Here is a 25,789-nt window from a genome sequence, read left to right as displayed (position 1 = left end):
GCCAGCGTAGGCCGCGCGCGCGCGGAACGGGAGAAGGCAAAAGTCGCTATGGCCCATAGCAACCCGCACCGCATTGAATCGCGGCGCCAAGACGTTGACCATGGCGTTATCCGATCAACCGAGAACGCCCACCATGTCCAAATCGAAATTCTTCCGCGTCGCCACCGAAGGCGCCACCACGGACGGCCGCAATATCGACCGCGCCACCATCGAGCAGATCGCCGCCACCTACAACCCGAAGACCTACGGCGCGCGCATCTGGCTGGAGCACATTCGCGGCATCCTGCCCGACAGCCAATTTAAAGCCTACGGCGACGTGATCGCGGTGAAAGCCGAAGAGGTGGACACCGACAGCGGCAAGAAACTGGCCCTGTTCGCGCAGATCGAACCCACGCCGGAGCTGGTGGCCATCAACAAGGCGAAACAGAAGCTGTACACCAGCCTGGAAATCCAGCCCGATTTTGCCGACTCGTCGCAGCCCTACCTGGTCGGCCTGGGCGTCACCGACAGCCCGGCCAGCCTCGGCACCGAGGCGCTGCAATTCTCGGCCAGCCGCAAGCAGCAAGCTGCCAACCTGTTTACTTCGGCCGTCGAGGTAACGCTGGAATTTGACGAGCCGCAAGGCATCAAGCTGGCCGATGCCGTGAAAAACCTGCTGTCGCGCTTTTCGAATAAATCCGGCGCCGACGCCGCGCAGTTCGCCGACATCAGCGAAGCCGTGCAGGCGCTGGCCGGCCACGTCGTCACCGCCAACGACAACTACGCGGATGCCGTGATGCGCCTGGAGAAAGCCGAAACGGCATTGAAAGCCACGCAGGACGAGCTGGCCGCCTTCAAGGCGCAGATGGACGAAGCGCCCGGCAACGGCCCGCGCCGCCCGGCCGCCACCGGCAACGACGGCGCCGTGCAGACCGAGTTTTAAGCGCCCGCGCCATCCCTCACACCCCATCAACAACGGAGCACTGATTTATGAAAAAGCAAACGCGCCAGGTCTTTGGCCAATATGAAACCCGCCTGGGCCAACTGAACGACACGGACAACGTGGCCAAGACCTTCAGCGTCACGCCCAGCGTGCAGCAAAAGCTGGAAACGAAGATGCAGGAATCGAGCGAGTTCCTGTCGAAGGTCAACATCATTGGCGTGACCGAGCAGGAAGGCGAAAAACTGGGCCTGGGCGTATCCGGCCCAATTGCCGGCCGCACCAACACCAAGGACAAGGAACGCAAGACGCGCGACCTGTCCACCCTGGACGGCACAAAATACCGCTGCGAGCAAACCAATTTTGATACGCATTTGAACTATGCCAAGCTGGACGCCTGGGCCAAGTTCGCCGACTTCCAGTCGCGCGTGGCCAATGCCATTTTGACGCGCCAGGCGTTAGATCGCATCGTCATCGGTTTCAATGGCGTGAAAGCCATGGCTGACACCGATCTGGACGCCAATCCCCTGCTGCAGGACGTGAACAAGGGCTGGCTGCAGCACCTGCGCGAGCTGGCGCCCGAGCGCGTGCTGGGCCTGGTGGCCGCCGGCATGCCGGGCAAGGTCATCATCGGCGACGTGGAAGGCGCCGACTATGCCAACCTGGACGCGGCCGTCACCGACGCCGTCAACCTGCTGGACCCGTGGTATCAGGAAGACACCAATCTGGTGGCCATCGTCGGGCGCAAGCTGTTGAACGACAAGTATTTCCCATTGGTCAACACCAAGCAGGCGCCCACGGAAACCCTGGCGGCCGACATCATCATCAGCCAGAAGCGTATCGGCGGCTTGCCGGCCGCGCGGGTGCCCTACTTCCCGGACAACGCCATCCTGATTACGCGCTTCGACAATCTGTCGATCTACTTCCAGGAAGGTGCGCGCCGCCGCCGCGTCGAGGACGTGCCCAAGCGCGACCGCATCGAGAATTACGAGTCGTCGAACGACGCCTACGTGATCGAAGACCTGGGCCTGGCCGCGCTGGTGGAAAACATCGAGCTGAAAGACAAATGATGGCCAACCAGTCCCCCGCCCTGCGCCACCGCGCGCGCATGCTGGCCGAGCGCACGGCCGGCGCCGCCGCGCCGCTGGGCGTCACCACCGGCACGGCCTACGAAATGATGCTCTACAAGCTGGCCGACGACCGGCGCCGCCTGAAAGGATATCAGTCGGTGGAACGCAAGATCGAGGTCAAGGCCACCTTGCTGCCGGACTATGCGCAGTGGATCGACGGCGTGCTGGCCGGCGGCAAGGGTGCACAGGATGACGTGTTCGCCACCTTGCTGGTGTGGCACATCGACACGGGCGAATACGAGCGCGCCCTGGTCATGGCCGAATATGCGCTGGCGCACAAATTCACCTTGCCCGATGGCTACAGCCGCGACATCGCCACCCTGATGCTGGACGAATTTGCCGAAGGCTACCTGCACGGCAAGCTGGCCGCCGATCCGCAGCACGCCGTGCAGGTGCTGGGCACTGTCGAACGGCTGACGGCCGCCAGCGACGCGCCCGACCAGGCGCGCGCCAAGCTGCATAAGGCCATCGGCCTGGCCATGATCGCCGTGCTCGATCAGGCGGACGACACGGACATCGCACCGGCGCTGGTGGCACAAGCGGAAACGGCCATGGCCCAGCTGAAACGTGCGCGCGCCCTGTCCGAGTCGTGCGGCGTCAAGAAAGATATGGAACGGCTGGAGCGGCGCATCAAACGCGCGGCCGGTTCCGCGTAAGAGCATCCCCCGCAGCACGGCGGCACGGGGGAATTCTGGCCGAACCATCGACCTGATGAACCCCGTCCACCGCCCCATTTTGAAAGCGTCCCGTATGTCCTTCATGGCCCTCCCCCCGTCCATCCCGCCCGGCACCTCCCCGGCGACGCCAGCGCCTGCCCCTGGCATTATCGAGAACGACGGCTGGTTTCCCGATATTGCGCTGACCGATATGCGCGACGCCATGCGCCTGGATGGCACCGTCACCGACGCACGCCTCGTGCAAGCCGTGGTCGATGCCATCCTGCAGGTCAACCGCGAGTTAGCCGACTGGCAGGGCAAGCAAGCTGCTACCGGTATCACCGCCCTGGTGGACGTGCCGGCCACGCGCATCAACCGCGAATCCCGCTTGCTGGCGCAGTACCGGCGCGCCGTCTACAGCACGGCGAAGGCCGATCTGATCGAGCGTTACCGCGACTACGACAGCACGGCCACGTCCGTCAGTGACAAGAAAAGCATGGAATGGCTGGACGAGGCACCCGGCGCGCAGCGGCGCAATGCGCAATGGGCCATTGCCGATATGGTCGGGCGCACGCACCTCACCGTGGAACTGATCTGATGCAGGTGCGCACGCGGCAGCACGACACGGTAGACGCCCTGGTGTGGCGCTACCTGGGCGACGGCGCGGGATACGTCGAGCAAACCCTGGAAATAAATCCCGCGCTGGCGCGCCACGGCTCCGTGCTGCCTGCCGGCCTGGTCGTCACCCTGCCCGAGCCGGCGCCCAGCACGAGCCAGGCCGCGGACATTGTGCAGCTATGGGATTAACGCTGGTATTCACCCTTTTATCCATCATGAAAAATCTATCACCCCTCACCCCGGAGAATCAAGCAATGTCCGCAGAATCGTTTGGTGGTTTCGCCACCCTGGTCAAACTGTACGGCTTCAAGGCGGCGCTGGGCATGGTCGGCGCGGCCATGCTGTACATCGTGCTACCACCGCTGAACAGCGACGGCACCTTCAACAAGGGCGAATTCGTCGCCCGCCTGGCCTGCGCGGGCGTGTTCTCGTGCCTGCTGGGCGGCACCGTGTATCAGCTGCTGTGCGCCCAGCTCCCCGCCATCGGCGCCATGGTCAACGCTTCCGCCATCGACCTGATCGTGGGCGCGCCCGGCTGGTGGGTATCGCGCGCCGTGGCCCTGTGGTTCCAGCGACGCAGCGACAAGGACATCGCCGAGCTGGTCAAAGACGCGAAGGAACAGTGATGGCCACCACAGACCCCCCCCTGATCGCACGGAGCATCGACGCCATCCTGCGTGCCGAAGGCGGCTATGTGAACGACCCGCAAGACAAGGGCGGCGAAACCAACTTCGGCATCACAGTGGCCGTGGCGCGCGCCAACGGCTACACGGGTCCGATGCGCGATCTGCCCGTGACGGTGGCGCGCGCCATCTACACGGCGCGCTACATCACGGAACCGAAGTTCGACCAGGTGCTGGCCACCCATGCCGGTATCGGCGCCGAGCTGATCGACACGGGCGTGAACATGGGGCCGCACCGCGCGGCCGAGTTCCTGCAGCGCTGGCTGAACGGTTTTAACGACACGGGCACACGCTACCCCGCCCTGTTCGTCGACGGCCGCCTGGGCACGCAGTCGCTGGGCGCCCTTGCATCCTTCCTGAAATGGCGCGGCCAGGACGGCGCCGCCGTACTGCTGCGCGCCTTGAATGGCCTGCAGGCGGCGCGCTATCTAGAAATCACGGAAGCGAACAAGAGCCAGCGCCGCTTTCTGTTCGGCTGGATCAAGGAACGGGTGGCCATGTGACCACCACCTGGCGCCCGCTGGCCGCCGTTCTCATGTGCGGCGCCATCGCGGGCTGGACGACGCAGGGCTGGCGCAAGGACGCCAGCATCGCCGAACTGCAACGGGCGGCGGCCACCAGTAAAAGCACCGCCGCCACCGCGCTGGCCCAGGCCACCGCCCGCGTGCTCACCCTGGAGCGCGCCGCCGGCGCCACCCTGGCCCAGCGCGCCGACCACCTCACCCAGGAGCAAGACCATGCGAAAACCGAGCGTGACCGTTTCAATGCTGACGTGCGCAGCGGCGCTGTGCGCCTGTCAATCCCCGTTGCCAGCGGCAACTGCGCCGCAACTGCAGATGCCACCGCTGCCGCAGGCCGTCGGCACGAAACGCGTGCCGAACTTGACCCGGCGACTGCGGCAGCTCTTGACGCCATTGCCGGCGACGGCGACGACGCCACCCGCCAACTGAACGCCTGTATCGATGCCTACAACCTAGTACGAGACACCTACCATGTACAAACCGAATAGCCTGCGCCAGCACCTGGCCGGCGCCATCCCCGACCTGCAGCGCGACCCCGACCGCCTGCTGGTCTTCGCCGACGAGGGCAACGTGGTGGCGTCGGCCACCGCCTCCCTCTCCTTCGAATACCGCTTCAAGCTCAACCTGATCGTCACCGACTACACGGGCGACGCCGATGCCATCATGGTGGCCCTGATCGCCTGGCTGAAAGTCCACCAGCTGGACCTGATGGCCAACGAGGAAACGCGCAAGCATGGCATCGCGTTCGAAGTCGATTTTAATAACCATGAAACGGTCGACATTTCCATCAAGCTGGACCTGACCGAGCGCGTGGCCGTCAAGACCGGCGAGGCGGGCCGCCTGGACATCAAGCACCTGGCCGAGATACAGCACATGCCGGCCTACGCGGACGAATTCTGGAAGCTGTATGACGGCGACACCCTGCTGGCCGAATGGCGCACGCCCAAGGCTACCCCGTGAGCGACGACCTGCACGCACTGGAAGCCTGGGCCGGTGCCCTGCTTGCCAAGCTGCAGCCGGCCCAGCGCCGCGCCGTCAATCACAAAGTGGCCATCGACCTGCGTCGCAGCCAGGCGCAACGCATCAAGGCGCAGCAGGGACCGGACGGCGCAGCCTATCCGGCGCGCAAGCGGCGCAAGGAATTCAAAGGGAAGAATGGGCGCATCAAGCGACAGAAGGCGGCGATGTTTGCCAAGATTCGTACGGCGAAATACCTCAAGGTGCATGCCGACCCTGGCCAGTTGACTGTCGGCTTCGTAGGTAAGGTGATGCACATCGCACGGGTGCATCATGAGGGCTTGACGGATAGCGTCTCAAAGAAGGGCCCAAAATACAGCTACCCGGCCCGGCCGCTGCTGGGATTCAGTGAAGAGGATCGAACGTTGGTACGTGAATCTTTGCTAACCCATTTGGCGCAAACCTGACATGATTCACGGAAACTTCAACTGACAATTGTTGTCGTTTGAGTTACAGTTACATAAAATTTTTGCCATCTAAAAATAACGGGCATCATTTAATTCCTCAAAATCTTAATACAAATACTTAAATTTTTCACCACTATATTTATTAAAAATAGTTAAATTTTAGCATCCGGATTTAGAAATACACGTAATTTCTTACATTAAATATTAATACCACTCAGAATAAACTAATTTAAAAATGACAAAGCCTCGCATATTCATTGGATCCTCAGTAGAGGGACTTAACGTTTCTTATGCAGTTCAACAGAATCTTTTTCATGATGCCGAGGTTACGGTATGGGATCAAGATGTTTTTCAACTCTCGCGCACCACAATGGAATCACTAACTGATGCGCTTCGAGACAGCGACTTTGCCATATTTATTTTTTCATCTGACGATTTAGCCACCATCAGGAAAGAGACTGTCAATATTATTCGTGATAATGTATTGTTTGAGCTTGGACTTTTTATTGGAAAACTTGGCCGAGAGCGGGTTTTTTTTCTAGTACCGCACGGGGGCGAACTCCACATCCCAACGGATTTGCTTGGCATCACTCCGGGGAAATACGATTCAACACGATCTGATGGCCTTCTAAAAGCCGGCACCGGACCTGTTTGCCACCAAATCAGAAACCAAATTAAATCCCTTGGCGTCGTTCCAGGTCGAATAGTCGTGGAGGCTAGTAACGATGGTGGGGTAGTCGAAAAAAATGAAGAGAATTTTTGGATCATTGATTTTGTAGAGGGAAATTATAAAAGAGCGAAAATAACCCTTGAACAACAAATGTCTGCTCAATCTGGAGAAGAAGCAATCATTTCGAAAAGTTGGCTAGCATATTGTGACTTTAAGCTAGAAAAAATACCTAATACTAAATTGCTTACAGATTTCGCAAATACATACCCCAAAGATCCGATAGTACAATCAAGTGTGGGCATGTTCCTTCGCCGGGAAGGCTATATCGCGGAAGCAATTCAATTTCTTTCCTCGGTGCAATTATCTTTGCCGAATGATTCAAAAATCGCGCAAGCTCTTGCAGCTTGCTACGTGGAAAATGAAAATAATCTTCTTGCCATAGAAAAGTTATTGCACGCCACTCCAGATGATTCGCCAGAAATTGCAATTGACCTCGCATCAGCTTTTGAACGAGAAGATAGGATGAACGATGCACTGAAGACTATTCAACGCTGCCATATTAAATTTCCTCGCCACACCGAACTTCGATTCAAATACGCTCGACTCGCCCAGGAACTCGATCTTCACAATATTGCTGCGTGCCTACTTATAGATTTAACAGAAGAAAAACCCGAAAATATTGAATACTGGGGATATTTAGGAAATAGTTGCCTTCAGCTTGATATGCAAGATACTGCACTTGCGGCTTATCGAAAAGCAGAGAAAATAATGAAAATTGACGCCCCCGATCAGTGGATTATTGGAAATATCGGCAATCTTTTAATAAACAAGGGACTGTCGATAGAAGCATGCGTATATCTTGAACGCGCTGTGAAATATCAAGAACGTTCCGAATATTGCCATGGTAGGCTTTCGGATGCTCTAAAAAACAAAGCCACGGAGCGAAAAGAATTTGAAAAGAAGTACGCAGATGGCAAGCGTCAAATAATTGAGGCTGCCCAAGCGCTATCTTTGGAAGAAAAATTACCCACCACATAAATTCACGTGCATATATTGCATAAAAATTTTATTGATATACAACGGCGCCCATATTGAAAATCTCGCGAAGTCATGAATGAATTATTCAAAATATGTTAGAACAATCCATTTTGAAAAAAGCGGCACTACCGCCATCTAAATTAGTGCTTCAACAATAGCCGTGGCCATTAAGCCGTATATCAACCCGCCCCCGCGTGCATCCGCACGCGGACTTCGGCAACATGCACTGCATGAACGCCGACCTGTCCGACCTCCTCCGCTTGCTGCAAAACCTGATCCGCCTGGGCACCATTGCCGAGGTCAAAGGGACCAAGGCGCGCGTGCGGCTCGGCCCGACACTCACCACCGAATGGCTGAACTGGGCCACACGGCGCGCCGGCAGCACGCGCACCTGGTCGGCGCCGACTGTCGGCGAACAGGTCATCGTCTTTTCCCCCGGCGGCGACCTGACGCGCGGCATCATCCTGCCGGCGCTGTACTCGCAGGCGTTTGACGCGCCCGACACCAGCGACAGCATCCACACCACGCACTACCCGGACGGCGCCCTGGTGCAGTATGACCACGCGGCCCACGCGCTGACGGCAGTGCTCCCCAGCGGCACCGCCACCATCACGGCCGACAAGGTCACATCGAACGCACCGAACACCATTTGCACCGGCGACCTGACCGTCATGAAAAACCTGATCGTCATGCAGGCGGCCACCGTCAACGGTGCTACCGCGCTGAACGGCGGCGTGAATGCCAAGGCCGGCGCTGCTGGCGGCGTGGCCATGGCCGTGCAAGGGACGATCAAAGCCAGCGAGGACGTGCTGGCCGGCGCCATCAGCTTGCTCAAGCATCCGCACGGCGGTGTCAAGCAAGGTGGTGACCAGTCGGACGGGCCTTTGCCATGATGGGCATGCACGCCACCACCGGGCGCAGCCTGACGGGCCTGGGCCACCTGCGCCAGTCCGTGACCGACATTCTCACGACGCCCATCGGCTCGCGCATCCGGCGCCGCCGCTATGGTTCCGAAGTGCCCGAGCTGATCGACCAGCCCTTGAACAGCGCCACGCAGTTGCGCATCTACGCCGCCACCGCCTTTGCCCTGCGCCGCTGGGAGCCGCGTTTGCAACTGGCCAGCGTACAGCTCACGCGCGACACGGACGGCGCCATCGCCCTGCTGCTGGACGGCACGGCCAATGGCCAAGGCATCACCCTTGCCGTGCCCGTCAAGCAAGGGAGTAGCGTATGAGCACGCCCATCGACCTGACGCAATTGCCGGCGCCCAGCGTAGTGGAAGTACTGGACTTCGAAACCATCCTGGCTGGCCGCAAGACGCACCTTGTCAGCCTGCTGCCGGAAACCGAGCGCGCCGCCGTCACGGCCTTGCTTGAACTGGAATCGGAGCCAGCCACCAAGCTGCTGGAAGAAAACGCCTATCAGGAGACCATCCTGCGCAACCGCGTCAACGAGGCGGGCAAGGCCGTCATGCTGGCGTTTGCCCTCGATGGCGACCTCGATCAGCTGGGCGCCAACGTCAACGTGGCGCGCCTGGTCATCACGCCGGCCAATCCGAACGCCCTGCCACCCGTGGCCGCCGTCATGGAAGACAACGACGCCTACCGCCTGCGCATCCAGGAAGCGCCGGATGGCCTGTCCGTGGCCGGCCCGAAAGCCTCCTACGAATTCCACGCCCGCAGCAGCGACGGCCGCGTCAAGGACGCAAGCGCCACCAGCCCCGCGCCGGCGCACGTCATCGTCACGGTGCTGGCCAACAACGACTCCGGCATCGCCGACGCCGCGCTGCTGGCCACCGTGGCGCGCGCGCTCAATGCCGAGGAAGTGCGCCCCCTGGGCGACCGCCTGACCGTGCAGGCCGCCCAGGTCATCGATTACCAGATCGAGGCCACCTTGTTTATCGGCGTCGGCCCGGAAGTGCCGATCCTGCTGGCCGCCGCGCGCACCAACGCCGTACGCGTGTCGCAGCCGCGCCGCCCCCTGGGCCACAGCATCTACCGGTCCGCCTGCAGCGCCGCCGTGCATGTCGAAGGCGTGCGCAAGGTCGTCTTGACCAGCCCGGCGGCGGACATCGAACTGAACGCCACCCAGGCCGCGCGCTGCACGGCCATCAAGCTCAATGTCGTGGTACTCGATGAATAAGCTCGTGCCCACCCTGCCGCCCAACACTACCGCGCTGGAACGCGCCATTGCCGTGGCCTGCGCCGAGCTGGTCAACGTGCCCGTGCCGCTGCGCGACCTGTGGAGCGTCGACCGCTGCCCGGTCAACTTGCTGCCATTTCTGGCCTGGGCCTGTTCCGTCGACCGCTGGGATGACGCCTGGCCCGAGTCGACCAAGCGCGGCACGATCAAGGCGTCCTATTTCATCCACAAGCACAAGGGCACGATTGCCGCCGTGCGCCGCGTGGTCGAGTCCCTGGGCTATCTGATCCGCATTACCGAATGGTGGCAAACGACGCCACCGGGCGTGCCGGGTACTTTCCGCCTCGACGTGGGCGTGCTGGACACGGGCATCACGGACGCCATGTTTCAGGAAATGGAGCGCCTGATTGCCGACGCCAAACCCGTTAGCCGTCACATGACGGGCCTGGCGCTGTATCTGGAAACTCGCGGCACCGTTTACACAGGCATTGCCGCATACCACGGCGACGTCGTGACCGTGTATCCCTGGATCGCGGAAACCATCGAAGTGCGCGGCACGCTGTTGCAGGCCGGCGCATCCCATACCATCGACACCATGACCATCTATCCATGAGCACATATTTCGCAATTCTGACGCAGGTGGGCGAGGCCAAGCTGGCCAATGCTATCGCCCTGGGCCAAACCCTGAAACTCAAAAAAATGGGCGTAGGTGACGGCAACGGCACCCTACCGGTTCCCGACCGAGGACAAAAGGCGCTTGTGCGCGAGGTGCACCGCGCCGACCTGAACAAGTTGGACAAAGACCCGGACAACACCAGCCAGATCATTGCCGAGCAAGTCTTACCCGAGAACGTGGGCGGCTGGTGGATGCGCGAACTCGGCATTTATGACGAGGCGGGCGACCTGTGCGCCGTGGCCAACTGCCCGCCCAGCTACAAGCCACTGATGGCGGAAGGTAGCGGCCGCATGCAGGTGGTGCGTATCGTACTGATCGTCGCCAGCACGGCCGCTATCGAGCTAAAAATCGACCCGTCCATCGTTCTGGCCACGCGCAAGTATGTCGATGACCAGGACATTACTGTGCGCGCCTACAGCGACGCGCAACTGGCCAAGCATCTGGCCGCTGTCGACCCGCACCCGCTGCTGGCAAAAGTCACCTACGTCGATCAGCAGGACACCAGCGCACGCACCTATGGTGATCAGCAACTGGCCAAGCACCAGGCGGCCGCCGACCCGCACCCGCTGCTGGCAAAAGTCACCTACGTCGATCAGCAGGACACCAGCGCACGCACCTATGGCGATCAGCAACTGGCCAAGCATCAGGCGGCTCTTGACCCGCACCCGCTCCTGGCCAAGGTCGCCTATGTCGATCAGCAGGACACCAGCGCGCGCGCCTATGGCGACCAGCAACTGGCCAAGCATCAGGCGGCTCTTGACCCGCACCCGCTGCTGGCCAAGGTCGCCTATGTCGATCAACAGGACACCAGCGCACGCGCCTATGGCGACCAGCAACTGGCCAAGCACGCAGCGGCGGCAGATCCGCATCCGCAATACAGCATGAAGGAAGTGGCGACACTGCCGAAGTTCGACGCGTCGAGCAAGCTGGTCAATGCCGACTTTGTGCAGCGCGCACAAGGAAACATGGTTCGCTATGCCGACGTCACTGAAAGCCGTTCGCTCACCGCCGAGGATATGGGCTGCGCCCTGTACTTCCCGACTGCGGGCAAGGCCATCACCATTCCCGACCCGGTATCGCTTGGCATTCCCAACAATTCCGGCAAGTGCGTCAAGTTCTTCGGGCTGTTCAATAGCGGCACCATTCTTGCCGCGCCGGGCGTGAACATTGGATTTGATGTCGGCAGTGTGCCGAGCATCACGATCAAGCCTGGGCAATTCCTGACCCTCATGGCGACCGGGCCAAAAGTCTGGCAAGTCATCGAATCGACCGCCGAGCTGTGGCGCAATGCCGACTTTGCGGCAATGTTGTCTTCGAGCGGCTACCAGAAACAACCCGGCGGCATGATCCTGCAATGGGGCGGCGGAGCGCAGACACCGGAATCCGGCTATGTCGACGTGATCTTTCCGATTCCGTTTCCAAACGCGTGTTTTCACGTCTTCAGTGGATATGAAGGGCAAGGTGGAAGCGGGTCCAGTCTGCCCAGCAATATCAACGCCGGTATGAGGACAAAAACGGGCTTCCGCCTGTACACCTACAACGGGAATGCGCTTTCGGCCGGCATCACCCCCTCCTATTTTGCGATTGGAAACTAATCATGCCCGTCAGATATTCCCCGAGCACAGGTTTTTTTTACCCCGTCAACATCAAGTACCAGGACATCCCGTCCGATGTGTTTGAGGTATCCGAGGCGGATCACCTGGCCGCCCATACCGCCCGCGCATCCGGCGGATCCTTCAAGTTTGTCAAAGGGGCGCTGCGCATCACGCCGGCCCCTGCCATTCCCTATGGCCAGGTGTGCGCCGTCTACCTCAATACCGTTCGCGCGCGCCGTGACGGCATCCTCAACCGCCTAGCCGGTATCGGCTTTGCTGCCATGGCCAGCGGCGATGCGGCAACCGCGCAAGCCATCGCCACGGCGCGCACCTGCCTGCTCGACATCACCATCTGCCCGACAGTCGCCGCCGCGCAGGATATGGACGCCCTGCAAGCGGCCGTCAGCGCCGAATTCCAGCGCATCGCCGACGCCTTGCCGCAAGAGGCCCGGCGCGCCTTCGATGATGCAGGCAACACCCAGTAACACCCCCCGACATTCACCACCTACCAGGAGAGCAACATGGCTACCGACTACCACCATGGCGTGCGCGTCATCGAAATCAACGAGGGTTCGCGCCCCATCCGCACCGTGTCCACCGCCGTGCTGGGCCTGATCGCCACGGCCGACGATGCCGACCCGGCCGCCTTCCCGCTCGACACGCCCGTGCTCGTCACCAACGTGCTGGCCGCCATGGGCAAGGCCGGCAAGACCGGCACCTTGTACCGCGCACTGGAAGCGATTGCCGCACAGACCAAGCCCCTGACGGTCGTGGTGCGTGTGGCCGAAGGCGAGACGGAGGCGGAAACCACCAGCAACGCCGTCGGCGGCACCTCACCCGATGGCAAGTACCTGGGCGCCCAGGCGCTGCTGGCCGCGCAAAGTAAACTGGGCGTGAAGCCTCGCATCCTGGGCGCGCCGGGGCTGGATACCCAGGCCGTCACCAATGCTCTGGCCAGCGTGGCACAGCGCCTGCGCGGCTTCGTGTACGCATCCGCCTATGGCTGCGCCACCGTCACGGCGGCCACCACCTATCGCGGCCAGTTCGGCCAGCGTGAGGTAATGATCATCTGGCCGGATTTTGTGAACTGGGATACCGCCATCGATGCCGAGGCCAGCATGTCCGCCGTCGCTTACGCCATGGGCCTGCGCGCCAAGATCGACGAGGAAACGGGCTGGCACAAGACGCTGTCCAACGTCGTTGTGAATGGCCCTACCGGCATCACCAAGGACGTGTTTTTCGATCTGCAAGACCCGGCCACCGACGCCGGCGTGCTCAACGCCAAGGAAGTGACCACCCTGATTAACATGGGCGGTTACCGCTTCTGGGGTTCGCGTACCTGCGAGGAACCGGGCGGCTTCTTCTATTTTGAAAGCTACACGCGCACGGCCCAGGTGCTGGCCGACACCATTGCCGAGGCGCACTTCGCCTATGTCGACGTGCCCTTGCATCCATCCCTGGTGCGCGACCTGCTGGAAAGCATCAATGCCAAGTTCCGCGACTTGAAATTGCAGGGCTACATCATCGACGGCCACGCTTGGTATGACGAGCAATACAACGACAAGACGGCGCTGAAAGACGGCAAGTTGGCCATCGATTACGACTACACGCCCGTGCCGCCGCTGGAAAACCTGAAATTCCAGCAGCGCATTACCGACCGCTACCTGGCCGACTTCGCCTCGCGCATCGCCGCTTAATCCCAAGTGCCCGCCGCGCGCGGGTGCAATTAACCACTGGAGAACACTATGGGCATGCCCCACAAACTCAAGCAATTCAATGTATTTCAAAACGGCGTGCTGTTCATGGGCATGGTGCCCGAAGTCACCTTGCCCAAACTGAGCCGCAAGATGGAAGAGTACCGCGCCGGCGGCATGAGCGGCCCCGTGTCCGTCGACTTCGGCAATGAGGCGCTGTCGCTGGAATGGAGCGCTGGCGGCCTGATCGCCGAAGCCCTGAAACAGTACGGCGCCCACACGCATGGCGCCGTGCAACTGCGCTTTGCCGGCGCTTATCAGAACGACGATGACGGCAGCGTCGCCGCCGTCGAGGTCGTCGTGCGCGGCCGCTACAAGGAAATCGACATGGGTGCGGCCAAGATGGGCGACGACACGACGCACAAATACACGATGGCTTGCAGCTATTACAAGCTGATGATCGACGGCGCCACCGTCATCGAACTGGACTTCATGAGCGGCACCGAGAACTTTGGCGGCGGCGACACCAATGCGGCCATCCGCAAGGCCATCGGCCTGTAATCCCCTTTTTTAATCACACCACCACAAGGAACACAGCATGCACAACGATACCCAAAACCAAGCCGTCATCGAACTGGACGACCCGATCAAGCGCGGCGACACCTTCATCACCTCCCTTACCGTGCGTAAACCCAAGGCGGGTGCCCTGCGCGGCATTTCCCTGATCGAGCTGGCCAACCTGAACGTGTCGGCCTTGCAGATCGTGCTGCCGCGCATCACCGAGCCGACCTTGACCGCGCACGACATCGCCAACATGGACCCGGCCGACCTGCTGGCCGTGGGCGCCGAGGTTGCCGGTTTTTTGGCGAGCAAAGCAGATCGCCTTTCGGTATCCCCGGCGAAGTAGAAGACGCCATGGCCGACATTGCCGGCGTCTTCCACTGGACGCCGGCAGCGATGGACGGCTTTACGATTGATGAACTGATGGCCTGGCGCGAACGCGCCCGGCTGCGAAGCGGAGCGGAATAGATGGCTGGTCGGGATTTGAAGTTACAGGTAGTGTTTGCAGCGCTGGACAAAATCACCGGCCCGCTGAAAAAGATCATGGGCGGTTCCAGCGACACGGCCAAGGCCTTGAAGGCCACCAGCGACCGCTTGCGCGATCTGAACACCCAGCAGAGAAACCTGGGGAAATTCCGCGAACTGCATAGCGGCATTCGAACAACGGGGGTTGAGCTGAAAGAAGCTCAAAAAAAAGTAAAAGAGCTGGCCGCAAGCATAAAACAGACCAAGTCTCCTACACGCGCCATGACGCGTGATTTGAAGGCGGCGACGAAGGTCACGCAGGCCTTGACGCTTAAAGGCCGAGAACAGAGCAAGCAATTCCGCGTCCTGCGCACCAGCCTGAAAGACGCAGGCATCGACACGCGCCAGTTGGGCAAGGCGCAGGAATGGCTAAAAAACAGTATCCAGTTGACGAACGTTGAACTGGCCTCGCAACAAAAGCGCCTGGCCGCCTCCGCCGCCAAGCAGCAGCGCGTCACCAACGCCACCCAGCATGCCGACAAGCTGCGCAACAAGGCGGGCAACCTGGCCATGGCCGGCGCTGGCGCGACCGCCACGGGCGCCGTCATCGGCGCGCCCGTCGTCAAGGGGCTGAACGAGGCCAAGCACTATCAAACGGAAGTAGGCAGGGTCAACGCCCTGGGCTTGGGCGACAAGGTATCAGCCGAGGCCGTCGCCTTCGCCCGCAACATGAAGACCTACGGCACCAGCCAGCTCGACAACCTGCAACTCATGCGCGACGGCATGAGCGCCTTTGCCGATGTGCACCACGCGGAAATGGTGGCACCCATATTGGCCAAGATGAAATTTTCCAACCATGCATTTTTCGGCGAAGCAGAAGGCGCCGACAACGAACGCAAGTTCATGGACATGCTCAAGGTCATCGAGCTGCGCGGCGGCCTGGAGAGCAAGGAAAAATTCGAAGCCCAGGCCAACATCGTGCAGCAGGTGATTACCGCCACGGGCGGGCGCGTCGGCCCGAATGAATGGCTGAACATGATCAAGACGGGCGGCATCGCGGCCAAGGGCTTGAAAGATGACGCCTTTTACTACCAGATGGAACCGCTGGTGCAGGAAATGAGCGGCAACCGCGTCGGCACGTCCCTGATGAGCGCGTACCAGAACCTGTACCAGGGCCGCACCACCAAACGCTCAGCAAAAAAACTGGAAGAGTTCGGCTTGATCGGCGACAAGAGCAAGGTCACGCATGATAAAGCGGGACAACTTTCCTTCCTCAATCCTGGCGCGCTGCTGGGTTCCGAGCTATTCCGCGAAAACCAGTTCGAATGGATGGAAAAGGTGCTGTTGCCGCAACTGGCCAAGAAAGGCATCAAAGACAAAAACCAGGTGCTCGACGCCATCGGCAGCATCTTTTCCAACCGCACGGCGTCGAACCTGTATTCGCAGATGTACTTGCAGCGCGGGCAAATCCACAAGAATGAAAAGCTCAACCGTGGCGCCGCCGATATCGGCAAGCTGGAAAAACTGGGCCGCGACTCGGCCGCCGGCAAGGAACTGGAAACGCAATCGAAGCTGGCCAACCTCAAGCTCACCATGGGCGAGAAAATCCTGCCGCTGTACGCGCAGGGGCTGGAAATGGCGATTGCCGCCGTCACGCGCCTGAATGGCTTCATGGAACGCAACCCGACCGTGGCCAAGGTCATGATTACCGCGTTTGCCGTGCTGGCCGGCCTGCTGCTGGTGCTCGGCCCGCTGATGCTGGGCATCGCCGCCCTGATCGGCCCGTACGCCATGCTGCACGTCATGTTCGCCAAAATCGGCGTGACGGGCGGCGTGCTCACGCCTATCCTGCGCGGCTTGGGCGGCGCCTTCATGTGGGCGGGCCGGGCCGTGCTGTGGCTGGGCCGCGCTCTTCTGATGACCCCGATTGGCATCGCCATCACGGTCATCGCTGGCGCCGCCTTCCTGATCTATAAATACTGGGAGCCAATCAAGGGATTCTTTACCGGCGTCTGGTCGCACGTCAAGACGGCGTTTGCCAGCGGCATTGGCGGCGTCAGCGCCCTGATCGTCAACTGGTCGCCGCTGGGCATCTTCTATCGCGCCTTCGCCGGCGTGCTGGGATGGTTCGGCATTGCGCTGCCCGCCAAGTTCAGCGACTTCGGCAGCGGCCTGCTGCGCAGCATGGCCAGCGGCATCACCAGCAGCTTAAACGTCATCTATCAATGCTGGGAGCCGGTCAAGACGTTCTTTGCCGGCGTGTGGTCGCAACTCAAGGCGACGTGTGCCGGCGGCCTGGCGGGTATCAGCGCGCTGATTCTCAACTGGTCGCCGGTCGGCGTGTTTTACCAGGCCTTCGCTGGCGTCATGAGCTGGTTCGGTATCCATCTGCCGGCCCAGTTCACCGAGTTCGGCGCCAATATCCTGCGCGGCCTGGTCAACGGCATCACGGGTTCCATGGGCGCCGTCAAGGACGCCATCAGCAATGCCGGTTCCAGCACCATTGCCTGGTTCAAGGAAAAGCTGGGTATCCACAGCCCAAGCCGCGTGTTTGCCCAGCTGGGCGACTACACCATGCAAGGCCTGGCGGTAGGCCTGGACCGCAGCGAAGGCGCGCCGATTGCCAAGGTTTCCGGCCTGGCGCAGCGCCTGACGCAACTGGGCGCGGGCATCGCCATCGGCACAGCCACCGCCCTGCCCGCCAGCGCCTTCGACATGCGCGCGCCGCTGTCCCAAGGCGGGTTTGGCGCCGGCATGACGATTCAAGGCGACAAGATCGAAATCAGTTTCAACGTTCAGGCCGGCACCGATCCACAGGCCATCGCCCGCGCGGTGAGCGTCGCGCTCGATCAGCGCGACCGCGAAAAAGCGGCACGCATCCGCTCGTCGCTGCGCGACCACGATTAAGAAAGAAACTCCACCATGATGATGATTTTAGGAATGTTCGTGTTCAGCCTGCCGACCTTGGCCTATCACGAGCTGCAGCGGCAAACGGAATGGAAGCACGCCAGCACGGCGCGCGTGGGCCTGCGCGACGCGCACCAGTACGTGGGGCCCGGCGACGACACCATCACCTTGTCGGGCTGGGTGGCGCCGGAATTGACCGGCTCCCTGTACTCGCTCGATGCGCTACGCATGATGGCCGACACAGGTAAATCGTGGATTCTGATCCAGGGCACGGGCCGCATTCTCGGCTCGTACCGCATCACCAGCATGACCGAGGGGCGCACCATCCTGGACGGCAGCGGCGGCGCGCGCCGCGTCGAGTTCTCGATTGCACTCAAGCGCGACGACGATGGCGTGCTGGCCATGGTCGGCCTGGGCGACATCGGCGACCTGAAAAACATGCTCAGTATCGACGGCATGACCAGCAGCATCGCGGGCGCAGCCAGGAATGCCGTGGGCAGCGTGGTCGGCAATGTGGTCGGTGGCATCACGTCGAAATACGGCGGCGTGGTCAGCGAAATAAAAGACAAGATCGGCGCCGGCATCAGCGGCGCCATCGGCAGCGCGGCGGACAAGTTCAAATGAGCGAGCATATCCCCGCCTTCAGGGTCAGCATCGAGGACAAGGATTTGACGGCCATCGTCTCGCCGCGGCTGATCAATCTGACCTTGACCCTGTGCCGTGGCGACGAGAGCGACCAACTCGACATTTCCTTGGATGACAGCGACGGCAAGCTGGCCATGCCGCCACGCGGCGCGCAGATCGCCCTGGCGCTAGGCTGGCAAGCGTCCGGCCTGGTGGACATGGGCAAGTTCACAGTCGACGAGGTGGAGCACAGCGGCGCGCCCGACACCATCACCCTGCGCGCCAGGTCGGCCAACCTGATCGACACGTTTAAACAGCAGCAGGAACACAGCTTCCACAAGACCACCCTCGGCGCCATCATCGAGGCGATTGCCTTTCGCAACGAGCTGGCGTCGGGCGTGTCGGTGCGTCTGCGCGATATCGCCATCGAGCACATCGACCAGACCCATGAAAGCGATGCGGCCTTCTTGCGCCGGCTGGGCAGGAAATACGACGCGGTGGCCACCGTCAAGAATGACATCTTGCTCTTCATCCCCATCAACCAGAGCCGCACGGCCAGCGGCAAGGCGCTGCCCGTGATTCCCATCACGCGCGCCCTGGGCGACGGCCACCGCTACCACAGCGCCGAAAGCGACGCCTACACGGGCGTGCGCGCCTTCTGGCATGACGAACGCTACGCGCGCCGCCGTAGCGTCGTGGCCGGCGTGCCCGGCAACAGCAAGCGCCTGCGCACCACCTTTGCCAACGAAACCGACGCGCGCGCGGCGGCCGTGGCCGAATGGCAGCGCATCCTGCGCGGCCTGGCCACCTTTGAAATGAGCCTGGCCCTGGGCAACCCGGCCGTGTTCCCGCAATCGCCCGTCACCGTGACAGGCTTCAAGCCCGAGATCGATGCCACCGAATGGCTATCGGTCAAGGTCACGCACAGCCTGGGCGGCAACGGCTTTACCACGCGCGTGGAATTTGAAACGAAGACGGAAGCGGTCGAGGCAGAACGCGAGGACGAGAAAGACCCGGATGAGGGCATCACGGGCGTGGTGGCCAAGTGGAAGGACGTGGCAGCGAAGAAGAAAAAGGCGGGACAGGAACAAGCCGGAGCCTCGGGTACGCTCAAGACGCTGGAGCACACCTACAAGAGCAAGCAGGCCGCAAAAAGGGCGGCGCTGCATGCGTGGAAGCGCATTGAGGAAGTCCGGGACATCATCCGCGAGAACAGCGAGGAACCCTGGGAATCTACGCAGACGGTAGCAGGCGCAGAAGCGGCATAAACCTGTGCCCTCCACTTCAGCTCAACGACTGCTTTCGCCCCATAGCAGCGGTCCGCCCGCTAGGCGTAAGGGCAATTGTGTAATTCAAGCAGGTAATCCGTGCACTCCTGACCGGGTTGACAATGGTATGGTCAGAATCGTTCGCAAGCGCGCCCGGTCAACGTCGTGTGTGTTACATGAAGCGCGTGCGCAAAATACTGCTTTATCTATAATAGATTGACGTTCGGAGCCAAACTCAATTTAGAATACGAGGTTGATCCCTCTCTACTTGCAGGAACTACCTATGAAGATAATTGCGTATTTGAAGTCAACAATGCGTTTGGCAACTGCGCTGTTTCTTTCCTTTTTTGCGCTGGCAGTAATTTTAGGATTAGGGACTGCTGGTTATTACTATTGGCAAAAGACACAAGCAAAAGAATACGAGACTGCTAAAAATTGGACTTCCGATCTAAATTCCATTCTTCAATTTTCATTGGATGCCCGTACGAAAATGGTGGACGGGCGCCTCCACATGATTGTTACCACAGACTCGCTGCCTCCATATATGAAATACCAACTCATTGCGGCACGCCAAGACGAGAGCAAAGGGTTCTTTTTGAATTTCGTGGACAAGGATGGGTTCAAAATCTTCTCGAAATCGATCCCGCTCAGCAGCATGAGTAGGATCGTTGATTCCACAGGAAAAGCCGTTGGATTGAGTTTTGAGGCCGACGAGTATATGAATGTGGCAACGTACGCGTCCTTTTCAAAATTGGACGTTCAGTGGAATTTGAACACCGAGTTACCGGCGGCTGAGGCGCAGACGGAGACTTCCTCAGAGGCCGGCCCCGATCATTGCGCTCCGAACCTCACTAAAGCAGAACGTTTGAAGCGATTGTCTACTTACGGCAAATTGCGCCAGACCGGAGACGGTGCCTATGCTGTTGGATATCGAACGGTTACTTTTTTCACCTATGACAATAGCTTACTAAGTTGCCAATAAATTACAGTCAAGCTACTAGCTCTGCGCCAGCCGCACAAGAGCGTTTGAGGCCGAGCGCGAGGCGGAGAAAGACCCGGACGACGGCATTACCGGGGTAGTGGCCAAGTGGAAGGACGTGGCGGCGAAGAAGAAAAAGGCAGGGCAGGAGCAAGCCGGCGCCGCAGGCACGCTCAAGACGCTGGAGCATCTTTATAAGAGCAAGCACGGTGCCAAGCGGGCGGCAAAAATGGCTTGGGAGCATATCAAGGAAGTGCGAGAAATCATCAAAGAGAACGCAGATTCGGCCATCTATTAGAAAGAGAATCGAGGGCCAATAATTTCTATAAAATTATTAGCCATCACTAAAAATCCAGATCAGGATCGTATTTTGAAGCCAGAGAAAATGATCCGTCAACTCTTTTCTCCACATCAACTTCCGAATGACGATATCGGATACTCTCCGTTTTGAAGCCTTTAATACTGCCCTCGACATACTCAACTCCGAACTTATCCTGCACTCTGTCAGTGAGTAAGTCTCTCGATGGGAAAAGTACTACGTTCACACCTGATGCGCGCTGTGCCGATGAAAACGATATTCCATCAATTTGTACATCATGAACATGAGCAAGATACTCGGCCATGGTCTGCGTAATCAAATAATCAGCTTCATGACCAGGCACTATCGGTTGCGAGATTAAATGATGTAGACGCTTCAAGAATTGTCTACGCTCTAATTCTTCAAAATAGTTCGGTTCAAAAACGCTCCCAGGCCCACCAACAAAGCGCTTTTCAAGCAATGAAAAGTCCAAAATACGAAGAGGCTCTCTAGTTTTCAAAGTTATTAATGCAAGTGTTCCGCCCAGTGCAGGGCGCATCTCGGCCAAACATGTTTCAATATCTTTGGCACAATAAAGTACAACAACACCTTCTGCATTCATTCTCCCTGCGCGCGCTTTATCTAATGGCGGCGGTCCGACGAAAGCTAAAGGGTTTTCCCAGATCGTTTTAGCTTCACTCTCTATACGACAGCTTCTTGCTCGATAAAGCAGCGAACCCTCGGGCAATGTCGTCACTACCGGTTCAGATTTTCTTCCCTTCAACACTCTCAAGGTGTCTAGCCCTGCAAATAATTCAGTAAAAAGCGTCTGCGCTGATGGACTAAAAAAACGCCGACTATGCTTTAGCTCAGCTAAAGTAGCTTCCCAAGAGAAACCCGTCCCTTGGCCATGGTATAGGTTTCTTTCATAACAACTGGTATCGTCCCAGAATCCGTACTCCCCGTCTTGAGGCCAATAGTTGTCTGCTTCAATTACGCCTGAGGCAATCTCGTCTACACAGTCAAGCTCTTGCTCCAAAATCGACTCAATAATTTCCTCTAGGTACTCTCCCTGCTGTTGGTAATACACTCCATCCGCTTCAAGAGAGTACCTTGGCTGTTCCTCTCCTATAGAGTAGAGTTTCCTGAGTGTAGGTTCTATTATTTTTCCAAGCTCCCTAGCTTCAACTGCCACTCTTTTCACACCTTCGCAGATAGAGCAATGTCCAACATTACCCACCTTTTCAATTATTTTCTTTAGTCCAACATCATCGATACATTTATAACAAATCAATGGCATTTTGGGCTTTCTTTGAATTTTTAAAAAAATATCGAGCTATTGTGCATTCATGATCTAATGACTCCGATTGACGTCAAGCCACACCGCTGGCATATCACCAATAGGCCCGACGCATTCCACTGCCCTGCCACGCGACCGTTCAATATGTCCCACCGAGTAAGCCTTGCCCGCGATATAGCACTTGCCGTCTACTGCCGAACGAGAGCCGTGCACTGCAGGTGCCACCTGCATTTTGTAGAGTAACCAACCACAAACCGCCAAGCACGTAATCAATGCGCCAAGTTGAATGCGTGCCGTGAGCTGTAGACGTGAAAAACTTAAAGACTTTTCGACGCACGCCAGGCAAGGTAACAAAGTGTAGGGATGATGGGGTGCCTCCGGGGCATTTTTGGCACTTGGGGGTGCAACCGATGGTGCTGCTGGCGGGTTACTTGCCTGATCAATCCGCTGCTCTAAAGTCGCTTTGACTTCTCGGTATTTGCTTCGCGGCAATTCCTTAAATCGATGCAGTCCATAATCGGTGATGAGTCCCCGATAAATCTTCATGTCTTCGTCGCCACTTAACATGGCAAGCTCATCTACAAGCAACTTGATGCTTGTACGCTGATACGGGGTAATCAGATTGGCGGGCTTTTCCTTCTCGCCCACATGAAGCGTCACTACGTTGCTCAACCTTGGCGATTCATTCAAATTACCAAAAATAGCCTGACCTACATCACCAGAAAATTCGTTCTTACTTGACATTCAAACTACATCCTTAATTCACCATTTAATTTATTGCCCAATTCGCAACATCGCAGACTCAAAAAAAAGGGCCGCTTCAGGTGGCAAACTGCTATTAAGTTGAGCAACGATCTTTCCATCCTTTGATCGAAATAAGTATGGGCCGGCTAAAGAAGTCAGCAATGTAAAATAGCCGTGGATCGAGTCGCAAAATTTCTTGGAGGAACAAATAAAAATTTGTCCGCCTCCTGACGTATGTCCGTCGAGCGAAAACGATATACGTTCGTCGAAACTTTGCGGTAGTACTGCATTAATTTCGCGTTCTATGGACCTAACTCCGTAAACTCCAGTGCCCGCATTGACTAGCGATGCCACAATTACGGATCCCGGTGTCACTTTTCCAGAAAAAGGATAGTCTTTGGCGGTCCGCGCAACGGGGGTCAAGCTTTCAAAGCCGATCCAATACCCGTTTCCGCCTTGAATTGGCTCTACATATGCCAATTCCTCCTTAAAATTCATGGTACTGATTTTCACTCGCTGCCGATGCGTTGCCCAACGATAGCTATTTGCAGCATCTTGAAAGCTTGCAAGCCCTGCTCGCTGCATTTTTCGCTCCAGTACCAGCATATCCTGTGGGTCGTTCTCGTTTGCTTCGCCAGCCTTGACCATAGAATCGACAAGCAAATAAAAGCTGACGTATGAGCACACATTGAGATCGTCACATGCTATTGCAGGTTCATCAGCTGGTGAATAGACAAGTGCCGTTCCCCCTTCGCATTTTGATCTGTTGCAGGTAGCAACATCAGCGAGAACGATTGATGCAGGGCTGAGCAGCGCCAGGGAAAAAAAGCATTGAAACCACAATCTCATAAGTTACTTCTTTTTGTCTTTCTTTGGCATATTGACTGTATTCGGAGATGTCACATCTCCGTAAATCGTCTGCCCAACATCACCGTGGAACACAGGATTGATTGCGTACTTCGACGGCTCGTTCGAAACGCTCCCACTCGGCGCCGCCCCGCTCTGGGCTGAGGCCATTCCGCCAATCATCCCCAACACTCCCGCTTTTCCACGACTATCCAAACCACGATAGCCCGTAAGCAATTCTTTTTCTTCCAAGGTCAGAGCGGAAAGCATCTTTTCGCCTGTCAGTATGTAATTTACATCAACCCCTATTGCTGCCAGCGCCCGCAAGTAAAGAGCGTCTGGCGCCCGCTCGTTCTGTTCATAGAGCGTCTGGGCACGCCGCTTTAGTCCACCCACTGCAGCAAAATCATCCTGATTCATGCCCAGCCGTTGGCGTTCCTCTTTTAGTATTTCACCAATTGATCTCATTTGTGCTCAAATTTTTCTTTACAATGCTCTCATTTGAGAGCTATAGTTACGCCATACCGTAGCGATTACACATCATAACATTATGAAAAACTTGTCAAAAGTCGGACGCATTACCAAAGGCGTCACCTCCCAGCCGCTTGGCGTTCGTTTGGCTCCTGACGAGGTAAAGGAAATCGAAACTCTTGCCGCAGCTCAACAGCGATCACGCGCATGGCTCCTTCGCCTCCTGATCTTGCGCGGCCTCGCAGACTACAAGCGCGAACTCGCATCCAAAACTACCCACTAAGGACAACGTCATGTACCCCGATGCAAAACGTATCCGCAGCCACCGCGTCATGCTGCGTCTCGACGACTATGAGCACCAGCTCGTTTCCTCGATCGCCAACTACCAGGGCGAAGAGCTTGCGGTGCTGGTGCGCCAGATCGTGATGCGTGAAGCCCTGGCCGTGATTGCCTTGGATGACGCCACTATCGACAGCGTACAGCGTCGTAGTGTTTAAACCGAGTCACTTTTGAGCAACTCTAAAGTTACAGAAAATGCCAGACCATCAAATTAACCTCAATGACGAAGAGCGCGCGGTGCTGGAACTCGTGCGTCAACGCCAGGGGCTGGCAAGTATCGAGCAAGCGGCCGAATGGCTCGTCAAGTCGCGCTTACGCATACAGTCGAAAAACATGACAGGTCGCGGTCGCGCCCTGTACCAAGTGGAAAGAAAGCTGAAATGAGAGTCATCGGCCTGCCCTGCCCGCATTGCGAATACACCGTCCGCGCCGTCAAGAGCCGCATGATGTCCGCCATGTTCAAGGAAATCACCTACATGTGCCAGAACCCCGACTGCGGGCACTCCTTCGTGGCTGGCCTGGAAGTCCTGCGCACCCTCTCGCTGTCCGCCATGCCCAAGCCGGATATCCGCATCCCGATGTCCCAACATGCGCGCGCGGCAGCCACCAGCCAGCTGGCCCTGGACCTGACTGCGGGCTGCTGATGACTATCCCGATCCTCGCGCCACCGTAGCCCGGCCGCTGTAACTCCCCTCTTTTGCTGTGCCCTGCAGCGCTCCCTTTTGAGCGTGCGGGATTCGTTCAACCTGAAATAAGGAAAACCGATGGAAAACACGCTGCACGCCGCCAGTCATGCCGACCAATCCATGGTATCAAGCACGACCCGCCCGACCTTGCAAAATTGTATTGTCCCCGTGGCGCCAACGTGTTTTCTGCTGCGAGCTGGCGCGGGCATCGGCATCGCGGCGCTGACCGCCCACATCCATGAGATCGCCAAGACCTATCACGCCTACGGCGCTGCCAATTTGACCTTCATCGTCAGCGATGGGCAGGCACTGGAACGTGACGGCTTTTTCGCGCCAGCCAAGCAACGCGCCCTGGTCGGCAAGCTGCCCATCGAGGTGAACTACATTTTCGCCACTGAAGCGGGTTCCCGGCACTGCTGCGGCGCATCGCATACGCTCCCGTACTGGGCCGAGCATTTTCTCAAGGCTGGGGCACGCTGATGCTGCGCCTGGCCAAAACCTGCGGCATCTGGCTGCTGTCGATCTTGATCCTCAT

Annotated in this window: 35 protein-coding genes; 31 read left to right on the top strand and 4 right to left on the bottom strand. The window is 58.5% G+C overall.

Annotation, left to right across the window (positions count from 1 at the left end):
- The first annotated feature begins 133 nt into the window (after window positions 1-133).
- The 26 genes from P9875_RS09770 to P9875_RS09645 all read left to right on the top strand — a co-directional run bounded on the left by P9875_RS09770 (window position 134) and on the right by P9875_RS09645 (window position 20,868).
- On the top strand, window positions 134-922 hold the full coding sequence (locus P9875_RS09770; protein ID WP_278318255.1) for a GPO family capsid scaffolding protein: 789 nt from the start codon (window positions 134-136) through the stop codon (window positions 920-922).
- Between the two features lie 47 nt (window positions 923-969).
- The gene (locus P9875_RS09765) at window positions 970-1,989 is read left to right on the top strand and encodes a phage major capsid protein, P2 family (RefSeq protein WP_278318254.1); all 1,020 of its coding nucleotides are present in this window, start codon (window positions 970-972) and stop codon (window positions 1,987-1,989) included.
- Window positions 1,986-2,705, top strand: coding sequence for a phage terminase small subunit (gpM, locus tag P9875_RS09760; RefSeq protein WP_278318253.1), 720 nt, complete (start codon window positions 1,986-1,988; stop codon window positions 2,703-2,705). The genes P9875_RS09765 and gpM overlap by 4 nt, the downstream gene beginning before the upstream one ends.
- A 94-nt stretch (window positions 2,706-2,799) precedes the next feature.
- Window positions 2,800-3,303, top strand: coding sequence for a head completion/stabilization protein (locus tag P9875_RS09755; protein ID WP_278318252.1), 504 nt, complete (start codon window positions 2,800-2,802; stop codon window positions 3,301-3,303).
- Entirely contained in the window at window positions 3,303-3,512 is a 210-nt protein-coding gene (locus P9875_RS09750) for a tail protein X (RefSeq protein ID WP_278318251.1), read from the top strand. Before P9875_RS09755 ends, P9875_RS09750 begins: the two co-directional genes overlap by 1 nt.
- Before the next feature lie 65 nt (window positions 3,513-3,577).
- Window positions 3,578-3,949, top strand: a complete 372-nt coding sequence (locus tag P9875_RS09745) for a hypothetical protein (RefSeq protein WP_278318250.1) — start codon at window positions 3,578-3,580, stop codon at window positions 3,947-3,949.
- Window positions 3,949-4,509, top strand: coding sequence for a glycoside hydrolase family 108 protein (locus P9875_RS09740; protein WP_278318249.1), 561 nt, complete (start codon window positions 3,949-3,951; stop codon window positions 4,507-4,509). Before P9875_RS09745 ends, P9875_RS09740 begins: the two co-directional genes overlap by 1 nt.
- A complete protein-coding gene (locus tag P9875_RS09735; protein ID WP_278318248.1) occupies window positions 4,506-5,015 on the top strand; it encodes a lysis system i-spanin subunit Rz in 510 nt (169 codons plus the stop codon). The genes P9875_RS09740 and P9875_RS09735 overlap by 4 nt, the downstream gene beginning before the upstream one ends.
- Complete coding sequence (locus P9875_RS09730) at window positions 4,999-5,487, top strand: phage tail protein (RefSeq protein WP_278318247.1); 489 nt, start codon at window positions 4,999-5,001, stop codon at window positions 5,485-5,487. The genes P9875_RS09735 and P9875_RS09730 overlap by 17 nt, the downstream gene beginning before the upstream one ends.
- Window positions 5,484-5,951 (top strand): phage virion morphogenesis protein, encoded by a 468-nt coding sequence (locus P9875_RS09725; RefSeq protein WP_278318246.1) that lies wholly within the window; start codon window positions 5,484-5,486, stop codon window positions 5,949-5,951. The genes P9875_RS09730 and P9875_RS09725 overlap by 4 nt, the downstream gene beginning before the upstream one ends.
- 235 nt (window positions 5,952-6,186) lie before the next feature.
- Entirely contained in the window at window positions 6,187-7,659 is a 1,473-nt protein-coding gene (locus P9875_RS09720; protein WP_278318245.1) for a TIR domain-containing protein, read from the top strand.
- Between the two features lie 221 nt (window positions 7,660-7,880).
- On the top strand, window positions 7,881-8,552 hold the full coding sequence (locus tag P9875_RS09715; protein WP_278318244.1) for a phage baseplate assembly protein V: 672 nt from the start codon (window positions 7,881-7,883) through the stop codon (window positions 8,550-8,552).
- Window positions 8,549-8,893, top strand: coding sequence for a GPW/gp25 family protein (locus P9875_RS09710; protein WP_278318243.1), 345 nt, complete (start codon window positions 8,549-8,551; stop codon window positions 8,891-8,893). Before P9875_RS09715 ends, P9875_RS09710 begins: the two co-directional genes overlap by 4 nt.
- Window positions 8,890-9,801 carry a baseplate assembly protein gene (locus tag P9875_RS09705; protein WP_278318242.1) on the top strand — a complete coding sequence of 304 codons (912 nt, stop codon included), beginning with the start codon at window positions 8,890-8,892 and terminating at the stop codon, window positions 9,799-9,801. The genes P9875_RS09710 and P9875_RS09705 overlap by 4 nt, the downstream gene beginning before the upstream one ends.
- Window positions 9,794-10,414, top strand: coding sequence for a phage tail protein I (locus P9875_RS09700; RefSeq protein ID WP_278318241.1), 621 nt, complete (start codon window positions 9,794-9,796; stop codon window positions 10,412-10,414). Before P9875_RS09705 ends, P9875_RS09700 begins: the two co-directional genes overlap by 8 nt.
- A complete protein-coding gene (locus tag P9875_RS09695) occupies window positions 10,411-12,072 on the top strand; it encodes a phage tail protein (protein WP_278318240.1) in 1,662 nt (553 codons plus the stop codon). Before P9875_RS09700 ends, P9875_RS09695 begins: the two co-directional genes overlap by 4 nt.
- A 2-nt stretch (window positions 12,073-12,074) precedes the next feature.
- Window positions 12,075-12,557 carry a hypothetical protein gene (locus P9875_RS09690; RefSeq protein ID WP_278318239.1) on the top strand — a complete coding sequence of 161 codons (483 nt, stop codon included), beginning with the start codon at window positions 12,075-12,077 and terminating at the stop codon, window positions 12,555-12,557.
- A 36-nt stretch (window positions 12,558-12,593) separates the two neighbouring features.
- Entirely contained in the window at window positions 12,594-13,769 is a 1,176-nt protein-coding gene (locus P9875_RS09685; protein ID WP_278318238.1) for a phage tail sheath protein, read from the top strand.
- 48 nt (window positions 13,770-13,817) lie between these two features.
- A complete protein-coding gene (locus tag P9875_RS09680; protein ID WP_278318237.1) occupies window positions 13,818-14,327 on the top strand; it encodes a phage major tail tube protein in 510 nt (169 codons plus the stop codon).
- Between the two features lie 37 nt (window positions 14,328-14,364).
- The gene (locus P9875_RS09675; RefSeq protein ID WP_046682354.1) at window positions 14,365-14,673 is read left to right on the top strand and encodes a phage tail assembly protein; all 309 of its coding nucleotides are present in this window, start codon (window positions 14,365-14,367) and stop codon (window positions 14,671-14,673) included.
- A gap of 8 nt (window positions 14,674-14,681) precedes the next feature.
- On the top strand, window positions 14,682-14,795 hold the full coding sequence (locus tag P9875_RS09670) for a GpE family phage tail protein (protein WP_071653863.1): 114 nt from the start codon (window positions 14,682-14,684) through the stop codon (window positions 14,793-14,795).
- A complete protein-coding gene (locus tag P9875_RS09665) occupies window positions 14,796-17,699 on the top strand; it encodes a phage tail protein (protein WP_423221829.1) in 2,904 nt (967 codons plus the stop codon).
- A 15-nt stretch (window positions 17,700-17,714) separates the two neighbouring features.
- Window positions 17,715-18,323, top strand: a complete 609-nt coding sequence (locus P9875_RS09660) for a phage tail protein (protein WP_278318235.1) — start codon at window positions 17,715-17,717, stop codon at window positions 18,321-18,323.
- A complete protein-coding gene (locus P9875_RS09655) occupies window positions 18,320-19,591 on the top strand; it encodes a phage late control D family protein (RefSeq protein ID WP_278318234.1) in 1,272 nt (423 codons plus the stop codon). Before P9875_RS09660 ends, P9875_RS09655 begins: the two co-directional genes overlap by 4 nt.
- Before the next feature lie 283 nt (window positions 19,592-19,874).
- Entirely contained in the window at window positions 19,875-20,573 is a 699-nt protein-coding gene (locus tag P9875_RS09650) for a hypothetical protein (RefSeq protein ID WP_278318233.1), read from the top strand.
- A gap of 115 nt (window positions 20,574-20,688) precedes the next feature.
- The gene (locus tag P9875_RS09645) at window positions 20,689-20,868 is read left to right on the top strand and encodes a hypothetical protein (RefSeq protein ID WP_278318232.1); all 180 of its coding nucleotides are present in this window, start codon (window positions 20,689-20,691) and stop codon (window positions 20,866-20,868) included.
- Window positions 20,869-20,914: 46 nt separating this feature from the next.
- Here P9875_RS09645 and P9875_RS09640 read toward each other — a convergent pair whose 3' ends face one another.
- Genes P9875_RS09640 through P9875_RS09625 form a run of 4 tightly spaced genes read right to left on the bottom strand, consistent with a single transcriptional unit; the run spans window position 20,915 to window position 24,226 of the window.
- Window positions 20,915-22,168 carry an RES domain-containing protein gene (locus P9875_RS09640; RefSeq protein ID WP_278318231.1) on the bottom strand — a complete coding sequence of 418 codons (1,254 nt, stop codon included), beginning with the start codon at window positions 22,166-22,168 and terminating at the stop codon, window positions 20,915-20,917.
- A gap of 54 nt (window positions 22,169-22,222) precedes the next feature.
- On the bottom strand, window positions 22,223-22,912 hold the full coding sequence (locus tag P9875_RS09635) for a hypothetical protein (protein WP_278318230.1): 690 nt from the start codon (window positions 22,910-22,912) through the stop codon (window positions 22,223-22,225).
- A 30-nt stretch (window positions 22,913-22,942) separates the two neighbouring features.
- On the bottom strand, window positions 22,943-23,761 hold the full coding sequence (locus P9875_RS09630; protein ID WP_278318229.1) for a hypothetical protein: 819 nt from the start codon (window positions 23,759-23,761) through the stop codon (window positions 22,943-22,945).
- Window positions 23,762-23,764: 3 nt separating this feature from the next.
- Window positions 23,765-24,226: a helix-turn-helix domain-containing protein gene (locus P9875_RS09625; protein WP_278318228.1), complete on the bottom strand. Its 462-nt coding sequence runs from the start codon at window positions 24,224-24,226 to the stop codon at window positions 23,765-23,767.
- 82 nt (window positions 24,227-24,308) lie between these two features.
- On the opposite strand from P9875_RS09625, the gene P9875_RS28725 reads away from it, so the two are divergent.
- The 5 genes from P9875_RS28725 to P9875_RS09605 all read left to right on the top strand — a co-directional run bounded on the left by P9875_RS28725 (window position 24,309) and on the right by P9875_RS09605 (window position 25,734).
- Window positions 24,309-24,512, top strand: coding sequence for a ribbon-helix-helix protein, CopG family (locus tag P9875_RS28725; protein ID WP_423221828.1), 204 nt, complete (start codon window positions 24,309-24,311; stop codon window positions 24,510-24,512).
- A 10-nt stretch (window positions 24,513-24,522) separates the two neighbouring features.
- Window positions 24,523-24,726, top strand: a complete 204-nt coding sequence (locus P9875_RS09620) for a hypothetical protein (RefSeq protein WP_035820909.1) — start codon at window positions 24,523-24,525, stop codon at window positions 24,724-24,726.
- Window positions 24,727-24,763: 37 nt separating this feature from the next.
- Entirely contained in the window at window positions 24,764-24,952 is a 189-nt protein-coding gene (locus P9875_RS09615; protein ID WP_058050298.1) for a hypothetical protein, read from the top strand.
- Complete coding sequence (locus P9875_RS09610) at window positions 24,949-25,212, top strand: ogr/Delta-like zinc finger family protein (protein ID WP_278318227.1); 264 nt, start codon at window positions 24,949-24,951, stop codon at window positions 25,210-25,212. The genes P9875_RS09615 and P9875_RS09610 overlap by 4 nt, the downstream gene beginning before the upstream one ends.
- Before the next feature lie 120 nt (window positions 25,213-25,332).
- Window positions 25,333-25,734, top strand: coding sequence for a hypothetical protein (locus P9875_RS09605; RefSeq protein WP_278318226.1), 402 nt, complete (start codon window positions 25,333-25,335; stop codon window positions 25,732-25,734).
- The last annotated feature ends 55 nt before the right edge of the window (window positions 25,735-25,789 follow it).

It is taken from the genome of Janthinobacterium rivuli (assembly GCF_029690045.1).
Lineage (GTDB): Bacteria > Pseudomonadota > Gammaproteobacteria > Burkholderiales > Burkholderiaceae_D > Janthinobacterium > Janthinobacterium rivuli.
This window is presented reverse-complemented; position numbering and strand designations above follow the sequence as displayed.